Annotated in this window: 16 protein-coding genes and 1 riboswitch; of the genes, 7 read left to right on the forward strand and 9 right to left on the reverse strand. The window is 62.6% G+C overall.

The annotated features are described in order from the left end of the window. The first annotated feature begins 23 nt into the window (after window positions 1-23). Window positions 24-1,370: a glutamate--tRNA ligase gene (locus WKV53_RS20500; protein WP_341406666.1), complete on the forward strand. Its 1,347-nt coding sequence runs from the start codon at window positions 24-26 to the stop codon at window positions 1,368-1,370. Between the two features lie 111 nt (window positions 1,371-1,481). On the opposite strand, the gene WKV53_RS20505 is transcribed toward WKV53_RS20500, so the two are convergent. Continuing rightward, window positions 1,482-2,072 carry a class I SAM-dependent methyltransferase gene (locus WKV53_RS20505; RefSeq protein ID WP_341406667.1) on the reverse strand — a complete coding sequence of 197 codons (591 nt, stop codon included), beginning with the start codon at window positions 2,070-2,072 and terminating at the stop codon, window positions 1,482-1,484. A 180-nt stretch (window positions 2,073-2,252) separates the two neighbouring features. On the opposite strand from WKV53_RS20505, the gene WKV53_RS20510 reads away from it, so the two are divergent. Next, on the forward strand, window positions 2,253-3,407 hold the full coding sequence (locus WKV53_RS20510; protein WP_341406668.1) for a phosphotransferase enzyme family protein: 1,155 nt from the start codon (window positions 2,253-2,255) through the stop codon (window positions 3,405-3,407). A 4-nt stretch (window positions 3,408-3,411) separates the two neighbouring features. On the opposite strand, the gene WKV53_RS20515 is transcribed toward WKV53_RS20510, so the two are convergent. After that, window positions 3,412-3,738 (reverse strand): DMT family transporter, encoded by a 327-nt coding sequence (locus WKV53_RS20515; protein WP_341406669.1) that lies wholly within the window; start codon window positions 3,736-3,738, stop codon window positions 3,412-3,414. Window positions 3,739-3,759: 21 nt separating this feature from the next. Continuing rightward, window positions 3,760-3,821: riboswitch (guanidine-III (ykkC-III) riboswitch) on the reverse strand. Window positions 3,822-3,896: 75 nt separating this feature from the next. Here WKV53_RS20515 and WKV53_RS20520 point away from each other — a divergent pair. Further along, a complete protein-coding gene (locus WKV53_RS20520; RefSeq protein WP_341406670.1) occupies window positions 3,897-4,496 on the forward strand; it encodes a macro domain-containing protein in 600 nt (199 codons plus the stop codon). 240 nt (window positions 4,497-4,736) lie between these two features. Here the strand turns inward: WKV53_RS20520 and WKV53_RS20525 are convergent, their stop codons facing one another. Continuing rightward, complete coding sequence (locus WKV53_RS20525; protein ID WP_341406671.1) at window positions 4,737-5,960, reverse strand: class I SAM-dependent RNA methyltransferase; 1,224 nt, start codon at window positions 5,958-5,960, stop codon at window positions 4,737-4,739. 86 nt (window positions 5,961-6,046) lie between these two features. On the opposite strand from WKV53_RS20525, the gene ahr reads away from it, so the two are divergent. Then, window positions 6,047-7,057, forward strand: a complete 1,011-nt coding sequence (gene ahr / locus WKV53_RS20530; protein WP_341406672.1) for an NADPH-dependent aldehyde reductase Ahr — start codon at window positions 6,047-6,049, stop codon at window positions 7,055-7,057. Between the two features lie 65 nt (window positions 7,058-7,122). Here the strand turns inward: ahr and WKV53_RS20535 are convergent, their stop codons facing one another. The 6 genes from WKV53_RS20535 to WKV53_RS20560 form a co-directional block, all read right to left on the reverse strand. Continuing rightward, a complete protein-coding gene (locus WKV53_RS20535) occupies window positions 7,123-8,121 on the reverse strand; it encodes an autoinducer 2 ABC transporter substrate-binding protein (RefSeq protein WP_341406673.1) in 999 nt (332 codons plus the stop codon). Further along, window positions 8,118-9,149 carry an ABC transporter permease gene (locus WKV53_RS20540; protein ID WP_341406674.1) on the reverse strand — a complete coding sequence of 344 codons (1,032 nt, stop codon included), beginning with the start codon at window positions 9,147-9,149 and terminating at the stop codon, window positions 8,118-8,120. The genes WKV53_RS20535 and WKV53_RS20540 overlap by 4 nt, the downstream gene beginning before the upstream one ends. Continuing rightward, a complete protein-coding gene (locus tag WKV53_RS20545; RefSeq protein ID WP_341406675.1) occupies window positions 9,146-10,081 on the reverse strand; it encodes an ABC transporter permease in 936 nt (311 codons plus the stop codon). The genes WKV53_RS20540 and WKV53_RS20545 overlap by 4 nt, the downstream gene beginning before the upstream one ends. After that, entirely contained in the window at window positions 10,078-11,583 is a 1,506-nt protein-coding gene (locus WKV53_RS20550) for a sugar ABC transporter ATP-binding protein (protein ID WP_341406676.1), read from the reverse strand. The genes WKV53_RS20545 and WKV53_RS20550 overlap by 4 nt, the downstream gene beginning before the upstream one ends. Before the next feature lie 83 nt (window positions 11,584-11,666). Continuing rightward, a complete protein-coding gene (locus tag WKV53_RS20555) occupies window positions 11,667-12,866 on the reverse strand; it encodes a TIM barrel protein (protein ID WP_341406677.1) in 1,200 nt (399 codons plus the stop codon). 93 nt (window positions 12,867-12,959) lie between these two features. After that, complete coding sequence (locus tag WKV53_RS20560) at window positions 12,960-13,541, reverse strand: C40 family peptidase (RefSeq protein ID WP_341406678.1); 582 nt, start codon at window positions 13,539-13,541, stop codon at window positions 12,960-12,962. A 180-nt stretch (window positions 13,542-13,721) separates the two neighbouring features. Here WKV53_RS20560 and WKV53_RS20565 point away from each other — a divergent pair, with 180 nt between their 5' ends. From WKV53_RS20565 to WKV53_RS20575, 3 genes are all read left to right on the forward strand, one after another. After that, on the forward strand, window positions 13,722-14,201 hold the full coding sequence (locus tag WKV53_RS20565; protein ID WP_341406679.1) for a hypothetical protein: 480 nt from the start codon (window positions 13,722-13,724) through the stop codon (window positions 14,199-14,201). An 88-nt stretch (window positions 14,202-14,289) separates the two neighbouring features. Then, window positions 14,290-15,711 (forward strand): PQQ-dependent sugar dehydrogenase, encoded by a 1,422-nt coding sequence (locus tag WKV53_RS20570; protein WP_341406680.1) that lies wholly within the window; start codon window positions 14,290-14,292, stop codon window positions 15,709-15,711. Window positions 15,712-15,722: 11 nt separating this feature from the next. After that, a complete protein-coding gene (locus WKV53_RS20575; RefSeq protein WP_341406681.1) occupies window positions 15,723-17,138 on the forward strand; it encodes a PQQ-dependent sugar dehydrogenase in 1,416 nt (471 codons plus the stop codon). Window positions 17,139-17,148: the final 10 nt, after the last annotated feature.

Here is a 17,148-nt window from a genome sequence, read left to right on the forward strand (position 1 = left end):
GACTGCCCTACACTCCGCCTCCCATGTCCGTCCGCACGCGCTTCGCCCCATCGCCCACCGGCTACCTCCACGTCGGCGGCGCCCGTACTGCCTTGTTCAACTACCTCTTCGCCCGCAAGCACGGCGGCACCTTCGTCCTGCGCGTGGAAGACACCGATGAGGCACGCAATACCCAGCCTGCCCGCGATGCGATCTTTACCGGGATGCACTGGCTCGGCCTCGATTGGGATGAGGGCGAGGGCAAGGGCGGCGACTACGGTCCCTACAACCAGAGCGAGCGCACCGCGATCTACGACAAGTGGTTCGAAGTGCTGCGCGAGAAGGGCCGCGTCTACGAAGAGGAAGGCGCGTGGCGTTTCCGCTTCGAGCGCAAGCCCGTCACCATGAACGACCTCGTCTGCGGCGAAGTCACCATCGACTACCGCGATGAGTCGAACACACCGGACATGGTGATCCGGCGGTCCGATGGCTCGTACGTCTTCCACTTCGTCAACGTGGTGGACGACCTCGAAATGAAGATCACCCACGTGATTCGCGGCGAGGACCACCTCATGAACACGCCGAAGCACCTGCAGCTTTTCGAAGCGCTCGATGCTCCGGCTCCGCAGTACGCGCACATCCCACTCATTCTGAATCCAGACGGTTCAAAGATGTCGAAGAGCGACAAAGGCGCATCGATCGGTGATACCCCACCCGTTGGTGAAATTCCAGCGAGCCCGGGTTACGAGCGACAGGGTTTCCTCGCCTCGGCAGTGGTGAACTTCATCGCCCTGCTCGGCTGGTCGTCGAAGAGCGACGATGAAATCTTCACCATGGACGAGTTGATCGAGCGCTTCTCGCTCGAAGCGGTCAATCGTGCTCCGGCCCGCTTCGATCACGAGAAATGCGCGTGGGTGAACCAGCAACACCTGCTCAAGCTTTCCCCGGAATCATTCGCCGAAGCCGCCAGGCCCTTCGTTGCCGAAGCCGGCCTGCCCATCGACGACCGCTACCCCGCCGTCGCCGCCGTCGTGCGTGAGAAGGTCCGCCTGCTTTCTGAAGTCCCGGCAGCGATTGGCTTCCTGCTTGCCGATAGTTTCGACCTCGACCCCGAGGCCGTCGAAAAGGTCCGCGGCAATGCCGCCGCGAAGGATCTGCTCGCCGCCTTGGCAAACGACTTCGCCAAGCTTTCCGAGTGGTCCGCTGATGCAGCGAAGCACCAGATCGGCGAGACCGCCAAGGCCGCCGGCGCCAAGCCGGGCCAGCTCATGTTCCCGGTCCGCGTCGCCCTCAGCGGCAAGTCCGGCGGGCCGGATCTGGGGGATATCCTCGGCTTGTTAGGCCAAGAGAAGTGCGTGGCGCGGTTACGGGCGTTCGTGGCCTCTCTCTAAGTCTTCGTAGCGGAAGCGCTGCGCGCTTCCGGGTGGGGCGAGCTCTCTCTTGGAATCGTCACTCCGATTCGCAAGGTGTCTGCACCCCGCCGGAACGGCGCAGCCGTTCCGCTACCTCACAAACAGCGCCAGCCGCCGGTCCACGGACTTGTTCGGCGCGTCGTCGAGCGGGCGACTGTGAGGATTACGCAGGTCGGCCAGTTTCCGCCCGCCGCATTGGGACAGGCACGCCATCGCCAGCTCGTGCTCGCGGTCGAAGTAGGAAGTGATCGCCAGCAGACCACCCGGCTTCAGCCCATCGAGCGCATTGCGATACAGCACCTCCCACACCGCCGCGTCGTGCCAGTAGTTCTGGTGGCGGATGAAGGTGAAATCGAAGGGCGGCAGCTGCTTCATCCGATCCGTCCGCGAGGCATCCCCCGCGCGGAAATCGAGCTGCCACCCCGGCGGCGCATTCGGGATCCAGCGCGACCTCGCCTCGGCGATTTCCGGCGGCCGCAAATCGATCCCCAGATAGAATAACTCCGTCGCCTGGGGGGCGACCGCGCCCAACAAGACCCCGGTCTCATCCGCCCGCCCGCAGGCCAGATTCAGCACCGCCACTTTCTCCGGAGCCTGCCATTCCGCCGCCCGCAGGCCCAGCGCCAGCAAGTCCCCGAGACGACGGACATCCGCCGCAATCCCCGGGAAGCTGAATGGCACGGCAGGCGTCACGCGCGGGGAGAAATGCGTTCTCCTCCGGATCCCGGCAAGGCTTTCCCGTTCTGAGTCTTATCCTCCAAAATGAGGGGTCCCCAGCGGCAACACCTCCGGGAATTCCAGTTTGTCTTTGTCACAAATCGCCGTTACAACCATCCCTTTCCGCCCCGAAACCTGCGCCACATGGTCCCCAGTACCTCGCCCGTCCATCCCGTCGATCCGGCTCTACAAGAATCGATCGCCCGCATTTCCAACCAGTTCGCGATTGAGGGCGAGTTCATCGAAGGCGAGGAAATCGAGAGCGGTCATATCAATTCGACCTACCGGGCTACCTTCGAGACCTCGTCCGGAGCCCGGCACCGCTACATCCTCCAGAGGATCAATGAGAAGGTCTTCAAGGACCCGGTGGCGGTGATGCGGAACGTGGAATGTGTGACCCGTCACATCAACTGGAAGGTGCTGCGGGTGAAAAAGGACCTCGGCGGCCAGACGCTCAGCCTCTATCCCGGCCGCGGCGGCCGGTCATGGGTGGTGGGACCGAATGGCGGGATCTGGCGTTGCTACAATTCCATCGAAGGCTGCGTCACCTACGACATCATCGAAAACACCCGCCAGGCTTTCCAGGCGGCGCGCGCCTTCGGCTCGTTCCAAGATCTGGTGAGCGATCTGCCGGCGAGTGAGATCGAGGAGACCATCCCGGATTTCCACCACACAAGGAAGCGCTTCGAGCGGTTGATGCGGGTGGCGGATGCCGACCCACATGGTCGCGCCGGATCGGTGGGAGCCGAGCTGGAATTCGTGCGGCAGCGGGAAAAGGACGTGGGCGTGATCATCGACCTGCTCGCCACGCATTCCATTCCGACGCGCATCACTCACAACGACACCAAGATCAACAACGTGATGATTGATGCCGACACGGATGAGGCGGTCTGCGTGATCGACCTTGATACCGTGATGCCCGGCGCCTCGCTCTACGATTTCGGCGACCTCGTCCGCACCGCCACCAGCCCGGCAGCGGAAGACGAGCGGGATCTCTCCAAGGTGGTGATGCAGATGCCGATGTTCGAGGCGCTGGTGGATGGCTACCTCGATGCGGCCGACGATTTCCTCAACGACGCCGAGATCGAGCACCTCGCCTTCAGCGGCAAGCTGATCACCTTCGAAACCGGCATGCGTTTCCTGACCGACTTTCTTGAGGGCGACGGCTACTTCAAGATTCACCGCGAAGGCCACAACCTCGATCGCTGTCGCACCCAGTTCAAGCTGGTGGCGGAGATCGAGCGCCAGCAGGAGACGATGGAGAAATTCGTGCGGAAGGTGCGGCGCGGGAAGCGCTGAGCGGCTAGTGCGCGGTCGAGGTGAACTTCAGGCCAATGATCGCGACCACCAGCAAGCCGAGGAACAAGGCCCGGGCCGGAGTCATGGTTTCGCCGTGGAGAAAGACCGCCGCGATGGCGGCTCCCGCGGCGCCGATGCCGACCCACACCGCATAGGCGGTCCCGACCGGCAGGTTCTTCACCGCAAGTGAGAGAAGCACGAGGCTGGCAACGAGCGCACTGCCGACAAAGACAGAGGGCCAAAGGCGGGTGAAGCCTTCAGTGGATTTCAGGCCGAGGGCCCAGCAAATCTCCAGCAAGCCGGCGAGAACGAGTAGGATCCAGGAATTCATGTGCACTTGAAGCAGGGTTCAGGTGCGTCGTCTTTTCCTTCAACCGGGTACGGCGCGTCTCGTCCGGGCGGCGGGACCAAAGCCCCGGGGCGGGCTTTGGTCAAGTGGAGAAGAGCTAGCGTTTGACGGAGAACGGTGGGGGAGATGATCCTGCGCGCGTGAAGATCACGCTGTGTTATCGCGATGAGCCCTTGGGTGAGGCTTGGAGACATTGCTTCGAAGGGCTCAATGAGGTGGCCATCCTCGAAGGCGACATTTGCCAGCTTTCCTGCGATGCGGTGGTCAGTCCCGCCAATTCCTTCGGCTTCATGGACGGAGGGCTGGATCATTTGCTCTCGGAGCGCTTCGGATGGGATTTGCAGGATCGCGTGATGAAGGCGATCCAAAGTCGGCCGATGCGCGAACTGCTGATCGGCGAAGCGATTGTCGTAGCGACGGAAGATGTCCGGGTCCCTTGGCTCATCGCCGCCCCGACGATGCGGGTGCCCATGCGCATCCGGAACAGCATCCACGCGTATCTCGCCATGAAAGCGATCTTGATTGCTGCCAAGTCGCATCAAGAAGAGATTCCGATCACTCATGTCGCGGTTCCGGGACTGGGCACAGGCGTGGGGCATCTGGCTCCGCAAGTCGCAGCGGCTCAAATGGCCAAGGCCTATCGCGAGGTGATGCTCGATGAGCACAAGTATCCCGGCAGCTTCAATGAGGCTCAGCGCATGCATCTCGACCTGAACCGCAGCGCCATGCTGTACGACTGAGAGAGGTGGACGGCGCAAGATGCATCCGCCTCGTCGCAGGGTGCACCCGTTAGAGACGTGCCAGGGCGGGCATGCTGTAGGAAATCCTTGGAGGGAGCGGGATCGGCGCGGAATCACGTCGTGGCACAGGCTTCGCTAAAACGCGCGCCATCATGATCTCTCGCTTCACCGCACTACTATCGCTCTTCAAGCGCCGCCAACGCTCTCTGCCTCCCCGCCGTTTCCGCCGCGTGCGGATGTTCAATCTGTAGTCCTGCGTGTGAGCGTCATCACACACTCCAAATGCCGGGTGTGCGGGAAGAGATCGAAAGGCTGCACCTTCTGAAGCTCGAAGCCGCCTTGCTTGAGGATGGCGAGGTCGCGGACCTGGGTCGCGGGGTCGCAGGAGACATAGACGACCCGGGACGGCGCGAAGGCGATGAGCTGCTCGAGGAACTCCGGCGAGCAACCCTTCCGCGGCGGGTCGATGAGCACCGCGGTCTCGTTCGCGGGAAACTCGATGTCGGCGAAGATCGTCTCGGCCGAGGCAGCGAGGAAGCGGGCATTGGTGATACCATTTGACTCTGCATTGCGCCGCGCCCAATCGGCGGCGGCTTCGCTGACTTCCACGCCGGCGACTTGCTCGAAGTTTTTCGCCAAGGTCAGCGCAAACAGGCCGGAGCCGCAGTAGGCATCGACAAGGAAACGCGCGCCACCCGCCTTCGCCTCTTCCGCGGCATGGCCGGTGAAGGCGGGCAGGATGAAGGGATTGTTCTGGAAGAACTCACCGGCGAGGAAATCGAAGGACAACTCGCCGACATGCTCGGTCACCACCGCATTCGGATTCGTTTCCACGCGCCCCTCGGTCGCGCGCAGCAGCAGCGTGGCGCCTTTTTTGAATTGCTTGGCGCGCTGGCGGGCCGACTCGCGCTCGCGAGGGAGGGCGGCATTGATCTCCTCCATCGCGATCGGGCATTGCGGGACATCGATGATGCTGCGCCGGCCATTCGGCAGGAAGCCGATCGGCCCGATGACGCCATCCTTTGGGCGGTCAAAGTGCGGCGTGATCTTTGAGCGATAGTTCCAGATCTTCGGCGAAGGGATGCAGGGCAGCACCGGGAACTCGATGCCCGCCATATGCTGCAGCAGTTCGCCCACCTGGCGCGTCTTCCAATCGAGCTGCGCCTGATAGGAGAGATGCTGGTACTGGCAGCCGCCGCAGGTGCCGAAGAGTGGGCACTTCGGCTCGCCACGTTCGGGCGAGGCTTCGAGCACCTCGAGCAGGTCCGCGTTCGAGCAATTCTTGTCGTTGCGGAAGACGCGCGCCTTCACCAATTCGCCCGGCAGGCAGAAGGGGACGAAGACTACCCAGCCATCGATCCGGCCGATGCCCACGCCGAGGTTGCTGAGCGCGTCGATGCGCAGCTCGATCTCCTGATGGTAGGCGAACGGGTGGGGGTGGAACTTTTTCGGCGGACGCTGCACGGAGCGGGGTTACGGGGCAGAACGGAAATTGCCAAGTCGTCATCATCGCGGACTTGCGAAATCAGCCGGGGCTGCGATGGGAGAATATGGCCGAAACCTTCCACGCATGGGCTGCCGCCGACCGCGGAGCAAAACTCCAGCCGTTCGATTATTCGCCGGGCCCACTGGGTCCAGAGCAGGTGCAAATCCGCGTCGAGAGCTGCGGGCTGTGCCATTCGGACCTCTCGATGCTCGATAACGACTGGGGAAACTCCGTCTATCCGCTCGTCCTCGGCCATGAAGCGATCGGGATCGTTGAGGCGGCGGGAGATTTCGCGAAGGGCGTGAAGGTCGGCGACCGCGTCGGCCTAGGCTGGTTCGCGGGGTCATGCATGCATTGCCGCCCCTGTCTCTCCGGTCGTCATAACCTCTGCGCCACGGCCGAGCAGACGATCGTAGGCCGCCACGGCGGCTTCGCGGATCGCGTGCGCTGCCACTGGAGCTGGGCTCTGAAGTTGCCGGAGGGCATCGACCCGAAAAAGGCCGGGCCGCTGTTCTGCGGCGGCATCACCGCCTTCGGGCCGATCGCCGACTTCGGCGTGAAGCCGACCCATCGCGTCGGCGTGATTGGCATTGGGGGGCTGGGTCACCTCGCGCTGCAATTTCTTTCAAAGTGGGGCTGCCACGTGACGGCTTTCACTTCGAGTGACTCGAAGTCGGCGGAAGCCAAGGCGCTCGGCGCGAATGCAGTCCTGAACTCCCGCGATAGTGCAGCCATGAAATCAGCGGCGGGCAGCTTCGACTTCATCCTCTCCACGGTGAACGTGCCGCTCGATTGGAGTGCCTACATCAACCTGCTCGCTCCGGACGGCCGGCTGCATTTCGTCGGTGCCGTGCTGGAGCCCATCGAGGTGCAGGCCTTCTCGCTGATCGGCCAGCGCAAGCGCATCTCCGGCTCACCGCTCGGGGCACCCGCCACGGTCCTTGATATGCTCGATTTCTGCGCCCGCCACGGCATCGCCCCGCAAACGGAAACCTTCGCGATGGCGGATGTAAACGATGCGCTGGAACACCTCAAGGCGGGCAAGGCACGCTATCGCATCGTGCTGGAGAACTGAACGATCCCTACACGAAAAAGCCGCCATCTCACGCGGGATGCCGGCTTTCGTGTGAATAGGATTTGTTAGAAATCGAACTGGTCGATGTTCTCCTTCGTGAACGCGAATGGCGTGCCGAGCAGGATGTTGTCGCCTTCGATCTTCATCGCACCGAGCTTACCGGCCTTGAATTCGGTGGCCCCTGACTTGAGCTCGCCCTTCGCCAGCGCGGCCGCGGCTTGGATGGTGAGGTAACCGAGGTCTTCGACCTTCCAGAGGATCACCGCCTGGGTGACGCCTTCCTTCACATAGGCCTTGTTTTCGCTTGGCAGGCCGAGGCCGACGACTTTCACCGCGCCGGTCTTGCCGGCTTGCTTCACGGCTTCGGCCGCGCCGGGAACGCCCGGCGAGCAGACGGAGATGACCGCCTTGAGATTCGGATGCGCGCTGAGGAGGTTGGTGGTTTCCTGCTGGGCCTTGTCCTTGAGGTCGTCGCACGGCTTGATGTCGACGAGCTTCATGTTCGGATACTTCTCCGCCTGGCGTGCCTTGATCGCTGCGATCCAAGCGTTCTGGTTCGCAGCGGTGAGATTGGCGGTGATGATGGCGAACTCACCCTCGCTGCCTACCAGCGTGGCGGCGTTGTCGAGCAACGCATCGCCGATGCCCTTTTCGGTGGCTTGGTTGACGAAGAACGAACGGGCGTCGGTCTGCGCGTCCGCATCATAGGTGACGACCTTGATGCCCTTCTCTTGGGCCTTGCGCAGTGCGGTGGAAAGGCCGTCCTTGTTCTCACAAGCGGCGGCGATCACATCCACGCCGAGCGAGATCCAGTTCTCGACGATCTCGTTTTGCTTCGCCGGATCGGAGTTGGTCGGGCCGTCGAAGAGCATCTCGATGCCGAGGTCCTTGGCCGCGGCACGGGCACCCTTCTCACAGGTGACGAAGTACTGGTTGCCCTTGCTCTTCGGCAGGAAGCCGATGGTGAGATTGCCACCTTTGCCACCAGCGGATTCACCGGATGGCTTGCAAGCGGTAAGGAAGGGGACGGCGCAGAGCGCGAGCGAGCAGAGGATGCGTTTCATGGGTTAGACTGCTTTGAAATCTGCCGGCGAGATCGCCGGGTGGCGAGGTTTTTGGAGATGGGACCGACGGCCAGGGCTAGCAGGAGCAGCACGCCGGTGAGCACGCCGGAGAGCTCGCGTGAAATGCTGGCAATCGGCTGGTCGAAGAGCTTGTAGGCGGTGATGCGGCTGAGGCCGTTGTTGAGAATGGCGATGGCGAGGTAGCCGAGGAAGGTTCCGCCAACGGTGCCGGAGCCGCCGAAGATGCTGGTGCCGCCGAGCACCACCGCGGTGATCGCGAGCAGCTCGTAGTTGATGCCCGCGTTTGCGCGGGCTTCGCCGAGACGGGCGACAAGAATCACCGCGGCAAGCCCGGCCACTGCGCCCGCGAGGATGTAGGCAAGGCTCAAGTTCCGCTCGACCGGGATGCCCGCGTAGCGCGAGCCCTCCGGCGAGTAGCCGATGGCGCGAAACGAACGGCCGATGGTGGTGCGATGAACGAGCAGCCAGATGCCGATCGCCACCGGGATGAAGATCCACATCTGCGCTGGGATGCCGGCGACGTCGGAATTGCCGAGATTGAGGAAGGATTTCGAGAAGCCGGAGTAGGACTTGGATCCTTTTGTCAGGGCCTCGGCCAAGCCGCGGAACAAGGAGAAGGTGCCGAGCGTGACGATCAGCGGCGGCAGCTTGAAGCGTGCGATGAGCAGCGCATTGATGCCGCCACCCACCATGCCGATGACGACGGAGAGGACGCCCGCGACCAACGGTGACAGCGACGCGTCATTCACCAGGATCCCGAAGCAGACCGCGCAGAGACCCATCATCGAGCCGACGGAAAGGTCGATGCCACCGGTGAGGATGACCGGCGTCATCGCGAGCGCGAGCAGGCCGACCTCGACGGAGAAGCGGAAGATATTGGAAACGTTCGAGGCGACCAGGAAGCTACGGCCGAATGCTTGGAAGAGGATAATCTCCAGCACGATAACCACCACCAGCACGACCTCGTGCCGGAGAAGAAGGCTCTTGATGGACTTCGCGGAACTCATGCGGTGGCTTTCTTCGAACGCTTGAGGCCGTCGGCGATCACGGCGAGCAGGATGACCATGCCTTGGATCGCGCGTTCCCAATATGGGGGCAGGTGGAAATGCGTGAGCGCCGGGTTGATGTTGGCGAGCAACAGCAGGCCTAGCAGGACGCCCCAGAGATTGCCGCGACCGCCATTGATGGCGACGCCGCCGACGACCGCGGCGGCGATGACTTTCAGCTCAAGGCCGTCACCGGCGTTCGGCTGGACTTGAGGCGATTGGACGAGGTTGATCACCGCGGCGATGCCTGCGAGGGCACCCATAAGTGCGAATACGCCAAAGGTGGTCCACTTTGGGTTGATGCCGGCCAAACGAGCCGCTTCGGCGTCGGTGCCGACGGCATAGACGTAGCGGCCACCGGCGAGATTTTTCATTGCCCATGCAGCGAACAAGAGCAGTGCCACCGCGACGGTGATGACAATGCCTTGCCCGGTTGCCTGATTGAGGCCGAACCATTGGAAGCCGGCGGGAAGATTCATCAGGCGACCTTGTTGCCACAGTCGCAATAGCTCATTCCACGTCACCATGGTCGCGAGCGTGACGACGATGCTTGGCAGTCCTAGCCATGCGACCAGCAGGCCATTGAAGGCACCCATCACGACGCCGGTGCCGACCGCCGCCAACACGGCGACGGGCAGGGGCATGCCCGCTGCGGCGACGATCCCGGCGATCACCGCGCACATGCTGAATTGCGCGCCGATGGAAATGTCGATCTGCCGCGTAATGATCACCAGCGTGATGCCGATCGCAGCGACCAGCGCTGGCATCTGCGAGGTGGTGCGGGAAAGCAGCGGCTGCAGCTCGTAGAAATTCGGCGCGAAGATAGCGAGTGCTACCAGCAGCAAGCCAAGCGCTCCGGCCACGGTGATCTCGCGGGAATACTTGCCGCTCATGCGACCTCCTTCCCGTTGCTTTGGCCAAGCGCGGCAGCCATCACGTCATGCGCATCGGTGCCGCCGGGAAGTACGGCGGTCACCGTGCCTCCACGCATCACCGCGATGCGGTCGCTCATGCCGAGCACTTCCGGCAGGTCGCTGGAAATCATCAGCACCGCGAGGCCCTCTTTCGCGAGGCCGCGGATGATCTTGTGAATCTCGCTCTTCGCACCGACGTCAACGCCTTGCGTGGGTTCGTCAAGGATCAGCAACTTCGGCTTGGTCGCAAGCCAACGCGAGACGCTGACCTTTTGCTGATTGCCGCCGCTGAGGCTGCCGCCGGGAGCATCCGGTCCGTAGGCCTTGATGCCGAGGTCGCGGATGAAGTCCTGCGCCATCTCCGTCTCCGCCTTGAAGCGCAGCCACGTGCCGGGGAAGAGTACCGGATGCACTGCCATCGTGATGTTGTGCGCGATCGGCATTTCCAGGATCACGCCATGGCGGCGGCGGTCCTCGGGCACATACGCGATACCATGCGAGATTGCTTCGCGCGGATTCGAAATGGAGAGCTTCTTGCCGTTCAGCACGACTTCGCCGGAGTCGGCGGGCGTGATGCCGAAGAGCACACGCGCCAACTCCGTGCGCCCCGCGCCGACGAGGCCCGCCATGCCGACGATTTCACCGGCGCGCACTTCGAGGTTTACGCCTTGCACGCCGCCGCCGGCACAACTGACGTTCTTCAGCGAAAGCACCACATCACCGGGCTGGCCTTCGGCCGAAGGATAAAGCGTGGCAACCTCGCGACCGACCATCAGCTTGATCATCGCTGCTTCGTCGAGGTCATCGACCCGGTTCGTGCCGACGCTCTCGCCATCGCGCAAGACAGTCACTCGATCGGCGAGCGCGAAGATTTCCTCCAAGCGGTGTGAGATGTAAACGACACCAACGCCATTCTTTCGCAGGTCTCTCACCACAGCGAAGAGCAGATGCTGCTCCTTCTGCGTAAGCGAAGCCGTCGGCTCGTCCATGATGACGATCCGCGCGCCGGAGCCGAGCGCGCAGGCGATCTCGACAAGCTGCTGCTCCGGCATCGAGAGCGACCGCACTTCCGCATCAGGCGAAATCTCTGCGCCAATACGCTTCAGCAGTTCGAGCGCCTTCGCACGCCGCTCCGCGTGGTTCACCTTGGCAAATGCTGATGTCTTCTTCAGTCGCAGCCCGATGTTCTCCGCGACCGTAAGGTCAGGAAAGAGTGCGGGCTGCTGATAGATACAAGCGATGCCCAACTCGCGCGCATGCGACGGTGTCAGCGAACGCAATGTTTCCTCGCCTACCACCAGCGTTCCTTCATCCGGAGCATGGGCTCCGGTGATTACCTTGATCAGTGTCGACTTGCCCGCGCCGTTTTCGCCCAGCAGCGCATGGACTTCGCCCGGCAACAGCTCAAACGACACGCCCTTCAGTGCGCGCACGGCACCGAAGGATTTGCGGATGTCGGAGAGTTGGAGGAGGGGTTTCAAGACGCGTGGGTTCGAAAGGCGGCGAGTTTGACGAAACCATGTTAGGTTTCGCGCGGCATCTTTGCCAAGTCCCGGCGTGGCAATCAGGCGTAGCTGTGCTCCGTTGCGATTCCCAGCTCTTGCCGGCGCTTGGCGCGTTCGGCGGCGGCCTTTTCAGCGTAGCCGCTGGCGCGGTGGGCGACGAGCGGGTCGGCATCGAGGCCTTTCGAGGCCCGCCATGCGGCGAGAGCTTCGGTGACGTCGGTGTTGAAAGCCTTCTTCAAGCACAGCTCGGCATCAACGATGTTGCCCTTCTTCTGCGCGGCGAGCAGCGCCTCGTGGTCGACGAGTGCGGCCTTCGCGTAGAGTTCCTGCGCCGTGCAGACCGTCTGGATCATTGCCTCGATCTTCGGCTTCAGGTTGTGCGACTGGTCGATCATGTACTCGATCTCCGGATAGACGCCGCCGCGCTCCCAGGCGAAGAGGTGGATCTCGTGGAAGATGCGGAAGATCTGGTAGGGATCGATGGAGCCGAGCGTGAGGTCGTCGTCGGCGTAGCGGCGGTCGTTGAAGTGGAAGCCGCCGAGCATGTCCTCATCGAGCAGCCACGCGACGATCTGCTCGATATTCTGCGAAAGGTAGTGGTGGCCGGTGTCGACGAGCACCTTGGCCTGCGGGCCAGCCTTCTTCGCGGTGAGGAAGGACATCCCCCAGTCGGCGAGGTCGGTCTGGTAGAAGGCGGGCTCGAAGGGCTTGTACTCCACCAACAGGATCTGGTCCTTGGAAAGGTGGCCATGGGCCTCTTTCAGCGCGGCCTCGAAGCGGTGCTTGCGGGCGCGAATGTTGTCCTGTCCCGGATAGTTGGTGCCATCGGCGAACCACAGCGAGACCGCCTTGCTGCCGGTCACTTGGCCGAGCTTGATACAGTCGATGATGTGGGCCAGCGCCTGATCGCGTGCCGTTTCGAACGGACTGCCGACCGAGCCGAGCTTGTAGATCTGGTCTTGGAATAGGTTCGGATTGATCGAGCCGATCGAAATCCCGAGCGACGCCGCTTTCGAGGCCACCACGGCGGCATCGGTGCCCGGCGCGAAGTCCCACAGCACGTGCGTCGCCACCGTCGGGCAGCAGCCGGTCAGGCAATGGACGTGCGCGGCGTCGGCGAGCTTGTCGTCGAGATCGATCGCCGCAGCCGGCTGGTGGAATTTCCCGAAGCGAGTGCCGGTGTCGGAGTAGCCCCACGACGGGGTTTCGATGCGGAAGGAATCGAGGGCGCGGATGATGGTTTCCGTGGAAATGGGCATGGCAGCGGGACTTGGGTTCGGCGGCGCGAATGCAATGAAAGTATCGTTTCTTATGAATTCGCAAGATTTTTCAGGATGGTTACCCCGAACGGGTCAGCCGGAGGCGGTGGGAAGGCCGTAGCCGAGGAACTTCGCCTTGGAGCCGGGCTTCGGGAGCTTGAAATCGAAGACGCCGTAGCCGCTGCGCTTCGTCCCGCGATAGGTCCGGCCATCGCTGGCGCCGACCATGACCGGCTCGCCGGTCGCCTTTTCGTGGCCGAGGAAGATCTGCACGTGGGAAACAGGGACGGTGCGGCCATCGGTCGGTTCGTAAGTGCCTGACCAGAAAAGCAGATCGCCGGGCTTGAGGTCCTTGAAGGCGGAATCGCTGGTGGAGCTGACCGCGGAAGGTACTTCCGTCAGGGCGTCCGCATCTTTGACCCAGGTAAACTGGTCTGCCGAACTCCGCGGCGGATCGATCCCGACGCGTTGGAGGATGTAATAGACTGAGCCAGAACAATCGAACCCGCCGCTGTCCGGATCGGCGCTGCCGAACTGGTACCTCAGCCACGAGTCTTTCGATGCCAGGTCCAAGGACTCGTCCACGATCCGTTTCCGCAAGCCGTCGAGCGACGCATATTCCTCAAGGTCCGCTCCCGCCAGTATGCCGGGGCGCGTGGCTGGTTCGGCGGCCATCGCAGGGAACGACGCCAGCAGGAGAAAAACGCAAAATTTCACCTGTCATCCTAACACCGGTCGGCGGTCCATGCGAACGAGGAGTTTCGCGGTTTGCTTCCAAGCTGGCGGCGGGTGGGGCTCCTGATTTGCCGGGTAGATCATGCTTCTCGTCCTCCCGGTTCCTGTCAGGGTGGCGGAATGCCGATCCGCGACTACGAGGTCGAATGCGAAGAAAGCGGTCCCCCGACGATCACCACCACCGGACGGGTGGACACCGCGGAGGAGTCGGGCGTCCGCTACATGGTTCGTTGGAACTATGAAGAGTATGAACCGAGAATCCCCTTTCTCGTATGCTTGGGTGGCGAAGGGAATGCGGTTTCCGCCTCTTTTCTGGTCGCAGAGGGAGGATTCGCCGTGGCGGAACCTGAGGACCATGATTGGAGCTCGACTGGGCTACGGATTTTGACGCGCGCTGAAGTGGTCGGAACTCCTCTCGCCGCGGCAGTATTCCGGGTGATCGACGAGATCTGGTTGTATGATCCCGAACTAGGCGGGTTTTTGGGTTCCAACTCTCTCGCCTTTGATTCCCGCGATATTTCGGAGGAGGCCTTGACCAAGGCCGCGCTGGAATCCGATGGCCCCCGGGAATCATGGCCAGAGGCCACCGGAGAACCGTGACCCGGAAACAGGCTCCGATTTCGTGACAGACGTGATGGGAATTTGAAATGCCAAACGTTTCTCGTATGCGTCTCCACGCTCCTCATTCATGAAACGCACCCTGCTTCTCTCCGCGCTCCTGATTTCCCCGCTGCTTGCCCAGGACAAGCCCGACTTCTCGAAGATGAAGGCCGAAAAAATCTTCGAGCAGCTCTGCGCCGGTTGCCACGGGGCTGACCTGAGCGGCGGCCAGGGCGGATCGCTGATCGATGGCGAATGGAAGCACGGCAGCGAGGACGCCGACCTGATGAAGTCGATCAAGGAGGGCAATCCGCAGCTCGGCATGACCCCTTTCGGCACCGTGCTCAATGACGGGCAGCTCCGCATGATGGTCATCTACATCCGCGAAAAGGAGAAGCAGGCGAAGCAAAAGGGGATGAGCTTTCCCAAGCCGAAGCCCGGCGAGGTGACCAAGACCGAGAAGGCTGACTACAAGATCGAGATGGTGATCGACGGTGGCCTCAAGGATCCATGGGCGCTGGCGTTCCTGCCCGATGGCCGGAAGCTGGTGACCGAAAAGAGCGGCCGCCTGCGCATCATCGGCACCGATGGCGTGCTGCAGCCCGAGCCGGTGAAGGGCACGCCGGCGATCATCGAGCATGGCCAAGGCGGCTTGATGGAAGTGGCTGTCCATCCCGACTACGAGAAGAACGGCTGGATTTACCTCGGCTTCGCCGATGGCACCCGTGAAGGGGGCAAGGTGAAGACGATCACCGCCTACGTCCGCGGCCGTATCAAGGATGGCCAGTGGGTGGACCAAGAGCAGATCTGGAAGGCCGATCCAAAGTTCTACACCGACGCTGGCATCCACTTCGGCACGCGTTTGGTCTTCGATGGCAAGGGCCACATCTACTTCCCCGTCGGTGAGCGCGGCGGACGGATGGAGGCGCAGGACGTCGCCAATGCGAAGGGCAAGATTTACCGCCTCCATGACGATGGCCGCATCCCCGAGGACAATCCGAAGTTCGACAAGGATCCAGTGCCCGGCGTGTGGACCTACGGCCACCGCAATCCACAGGGCCTCGCTTTCGATCCGCGCGATGGATCGCTCTACAATACCGAGCACGGTCCGCGTGGCGGCGATGAGCTGAACTGGGTGCAACCGGGCCACAACTACGGCTGGCCGGTCATTTGCTACGGCATGGATTACGATGGCTCGCCGATCAGCAATGAAACCGCGCATGAAGGCATGGACCAGCCGGTGACCTACTGGCAGCCGAGCATCGCGACCTGCGGTCTCGCTTTTTATAGCGGCGACAAGTTCCAGGAGTGGAAGAATGACCTCTTCGTCGGCGCACTGGCCCAGCAGGAAATCCGCCGCCTCCGGCTCGTGGATCACAAGGTGACCGAGCAGGAAATCATCCTGAAGAACATCGGCCGCGTGCGCGACGTGCGCAACGGGCCGGACGGCTTCATCTACGTGGTGCTCAACGGCCCGGACAACATCATCCGCCTGGTGCCGGCGAAGTAATCGTCATCGCCATGAAAGCGACCGGACTCTTCCTGCTGCTGGTACCCCCGCTTGCGGGTGCCGCTCCGCTTTCCATCTCCGCGCCACCTGACGCCGCTCTCACAACACCTCATCGCATCGAGGTGTTGGCCGAGGGGCTGAAGGTGCCATGGGAGCTGCGCTTCCTGCCGGATGGCCGGCAGATTTTCACCGAGCGCATCGGTCGGGTGCGGATCGTGGAGAATGGCAAGGTGCTGGAGGAGCCGGCGCTGACCCTGCCCGCGGCGCAGGGAAACAAGATGGGCCTGTTAGGTCTGGTGCTCGCGCCGGATTTCGAGAAGACCGGCCACCTCTTCCTCGCGTGGGACAAGGTTGTGGGAGACCGCCACTTCGAGCTGCGGATGGAGCGCTACCGGCTCGATGGCAACAAGCTGGTCGAACCGAAGACCATCATCGAGGGCATCCCCGCAAATCAGAATCACACCGGCTGCCGCTTGGAATTCGGCCCGGATGGCATGCTCTACATGACCACCGGCGATGCCGACCAGGCCGATGGTGTGCAGAAGCTCGACCAACTTCAGGGCAAGATCCTCCGCTTCAATGCCGACGGCTCGGTACCGCAGGACAATCCCCTGGTCGGCAAGGAAGGGGCACGTCCGGAGATCTGGTCGTATGGCCACCGCAATCCGCAGGGCCTCGCCTTTCAACCCGGCACCGGTCGCCTCTACGAATCCGAGCACGGCCCGCTGCACGGTGATGAAGTGAACCTGATCGAGAAGGGCGCGAACTACGGTTGGCCGGTAATCTCCCATCGCCGCGAGGCCGAGGGCATGCGCACGCCACTGATTGAGATCACGCCGGCCGTGGGACCGGGGCGCTTGCTATTCTATCAGGGCAAGGCCTTCCCCGAGCTTCGTGGCACGCTGCTGCTCTGCTGCCTGCGCGGCTCTGCGGTGTTCCGGATCTCGCTCGGTGGCGATGGCCTGCCGACGCACATCGAGCGCCTCTGGAATCAAAAGTGGGGCCGCATCCGCTTCATCAATGAAGCGCCCGATGGCTCGCTGTGGCTCGGCACCTCGATGCAGGACCCGCCCGAAGGAAAGCCGAACGAAGGCGACGACAAGCTGATCCGCATCGTCGCCGATCCGCATGGCACCGTGGAAGCAGTCGTGGGCAAGACCGCCGAGCCCGTCTTGCTGACTCCGGACATGGACGATCCCGAGAAGATCATCGCTGCTGCCTGTGCCGCCTGCCACGGCTCCGGTCTCGCCGGCGGTGAAAAACGCGGCCTGCTTTCCGGCGAGTTCAAGCACCTCAAGGATCCCGCTGATCTTGAAAAGACCATCCACGATGGAGTCCCTATCGCGGGGATGCCACCGGCATCGGGCCTCTTGAGCGACAAGCAGATCGGAATCGTTGCGGACTACATTCGCAGCCACCGGAAGTAAGGCACGGATC

It is taken from the genome of Luteolibacter sp. Y139, assembly GCF_038066715.1.
Classification (GTDB): Bacteria; Verrucomicrobiota; Verrucomicrobiia; order Verrucomicrobiales; family Akkermansiaceae; genus Haloferula; species Haloferula soli.

Coding starts and splice junctions, on each gene's coding strand:
- WKV53_RS20500 (WP_341406666.1), top strand. CDS start 24: ATGTCCGTCCGCACGCGCTTCGCCCCATCGCCCACCGGCTACCTCCAC.
- WKV53_RS20510 (WP_341406668.1), top strand. CDS start 2,253: ATGGTCCCCAGTACCTCGCCCGTCCATCCCGTCGATCCGGCTCTACAA.
- WKV53_RS20515 (WP_341406669.1), bottom strand. CDS start 3,738: ATGAATTCCTGGATCCTACTCGTTCTCGCCGGCTTGCTGGAGATTTGC.
- ahr (WP_341406672.1), top strand. CDS start 6,047: ATGGCCGAAACCTTCCACGCATGGGCTGCCGCCGACCGCGGAGCAAAA.
- WKV53_RS20535 (WP_341406673.1), bottom strand. CDS start 8,121: ATGAAACGCATCCTCTGCTCGCTCGCGCTCTGCGCCGTCCCCTTCCTT.
- WKV53_RS20540 (WP_341406674.1), bottom strand. CDS start 9,149: ATGAGTTCCGCGAAGTCCATCAAGAGCCTTCTTCTCCGGCACGAGGTC.
- WKV53_RS20545 (WP_341406675.1), bottom strand. CDS start 10,081: ATGAGCGGCAAGTATTCCCGCGAGATCACCGTGGCCGGAGCGCTTGGC.
- WKV53_RS20555 (WP_341406677.1), bottom strand. CDS start 12,866: ATGCCCATTTCCACGGAAACCATCATCCGCGCCCTCGATTCCTTCCGC.
- WKV53_RS20560 (WP_341406678.1), bottom strand. CDS start 13,541: ATGGCCGCCGAACCAGCCACGCGCCCCGGCATACTGGCGGGAGCGGAC.
- WKV53_RS20565 (WP_341406679.1), top strand. CDS start 13,722: ATGCCGATCCGCGACTACGAGGTCGAATGCGAAGAAAGCGGTCCCCCG.
- WKV53_RS20570 (WP_341406680.1), top strand. CDS start 14,290: ATGAAACGCACCCTGCTTCTCTCCGCGCTCCTGATTTCCCCGCTGCTT.
- WKV53_RS20575 (WP_341406681.1), top strand. CDS start 15,723: ATGAAAGCGACCGGACTCTTCCTGCTGCTGGTACCCCCGCTTGCGGGT.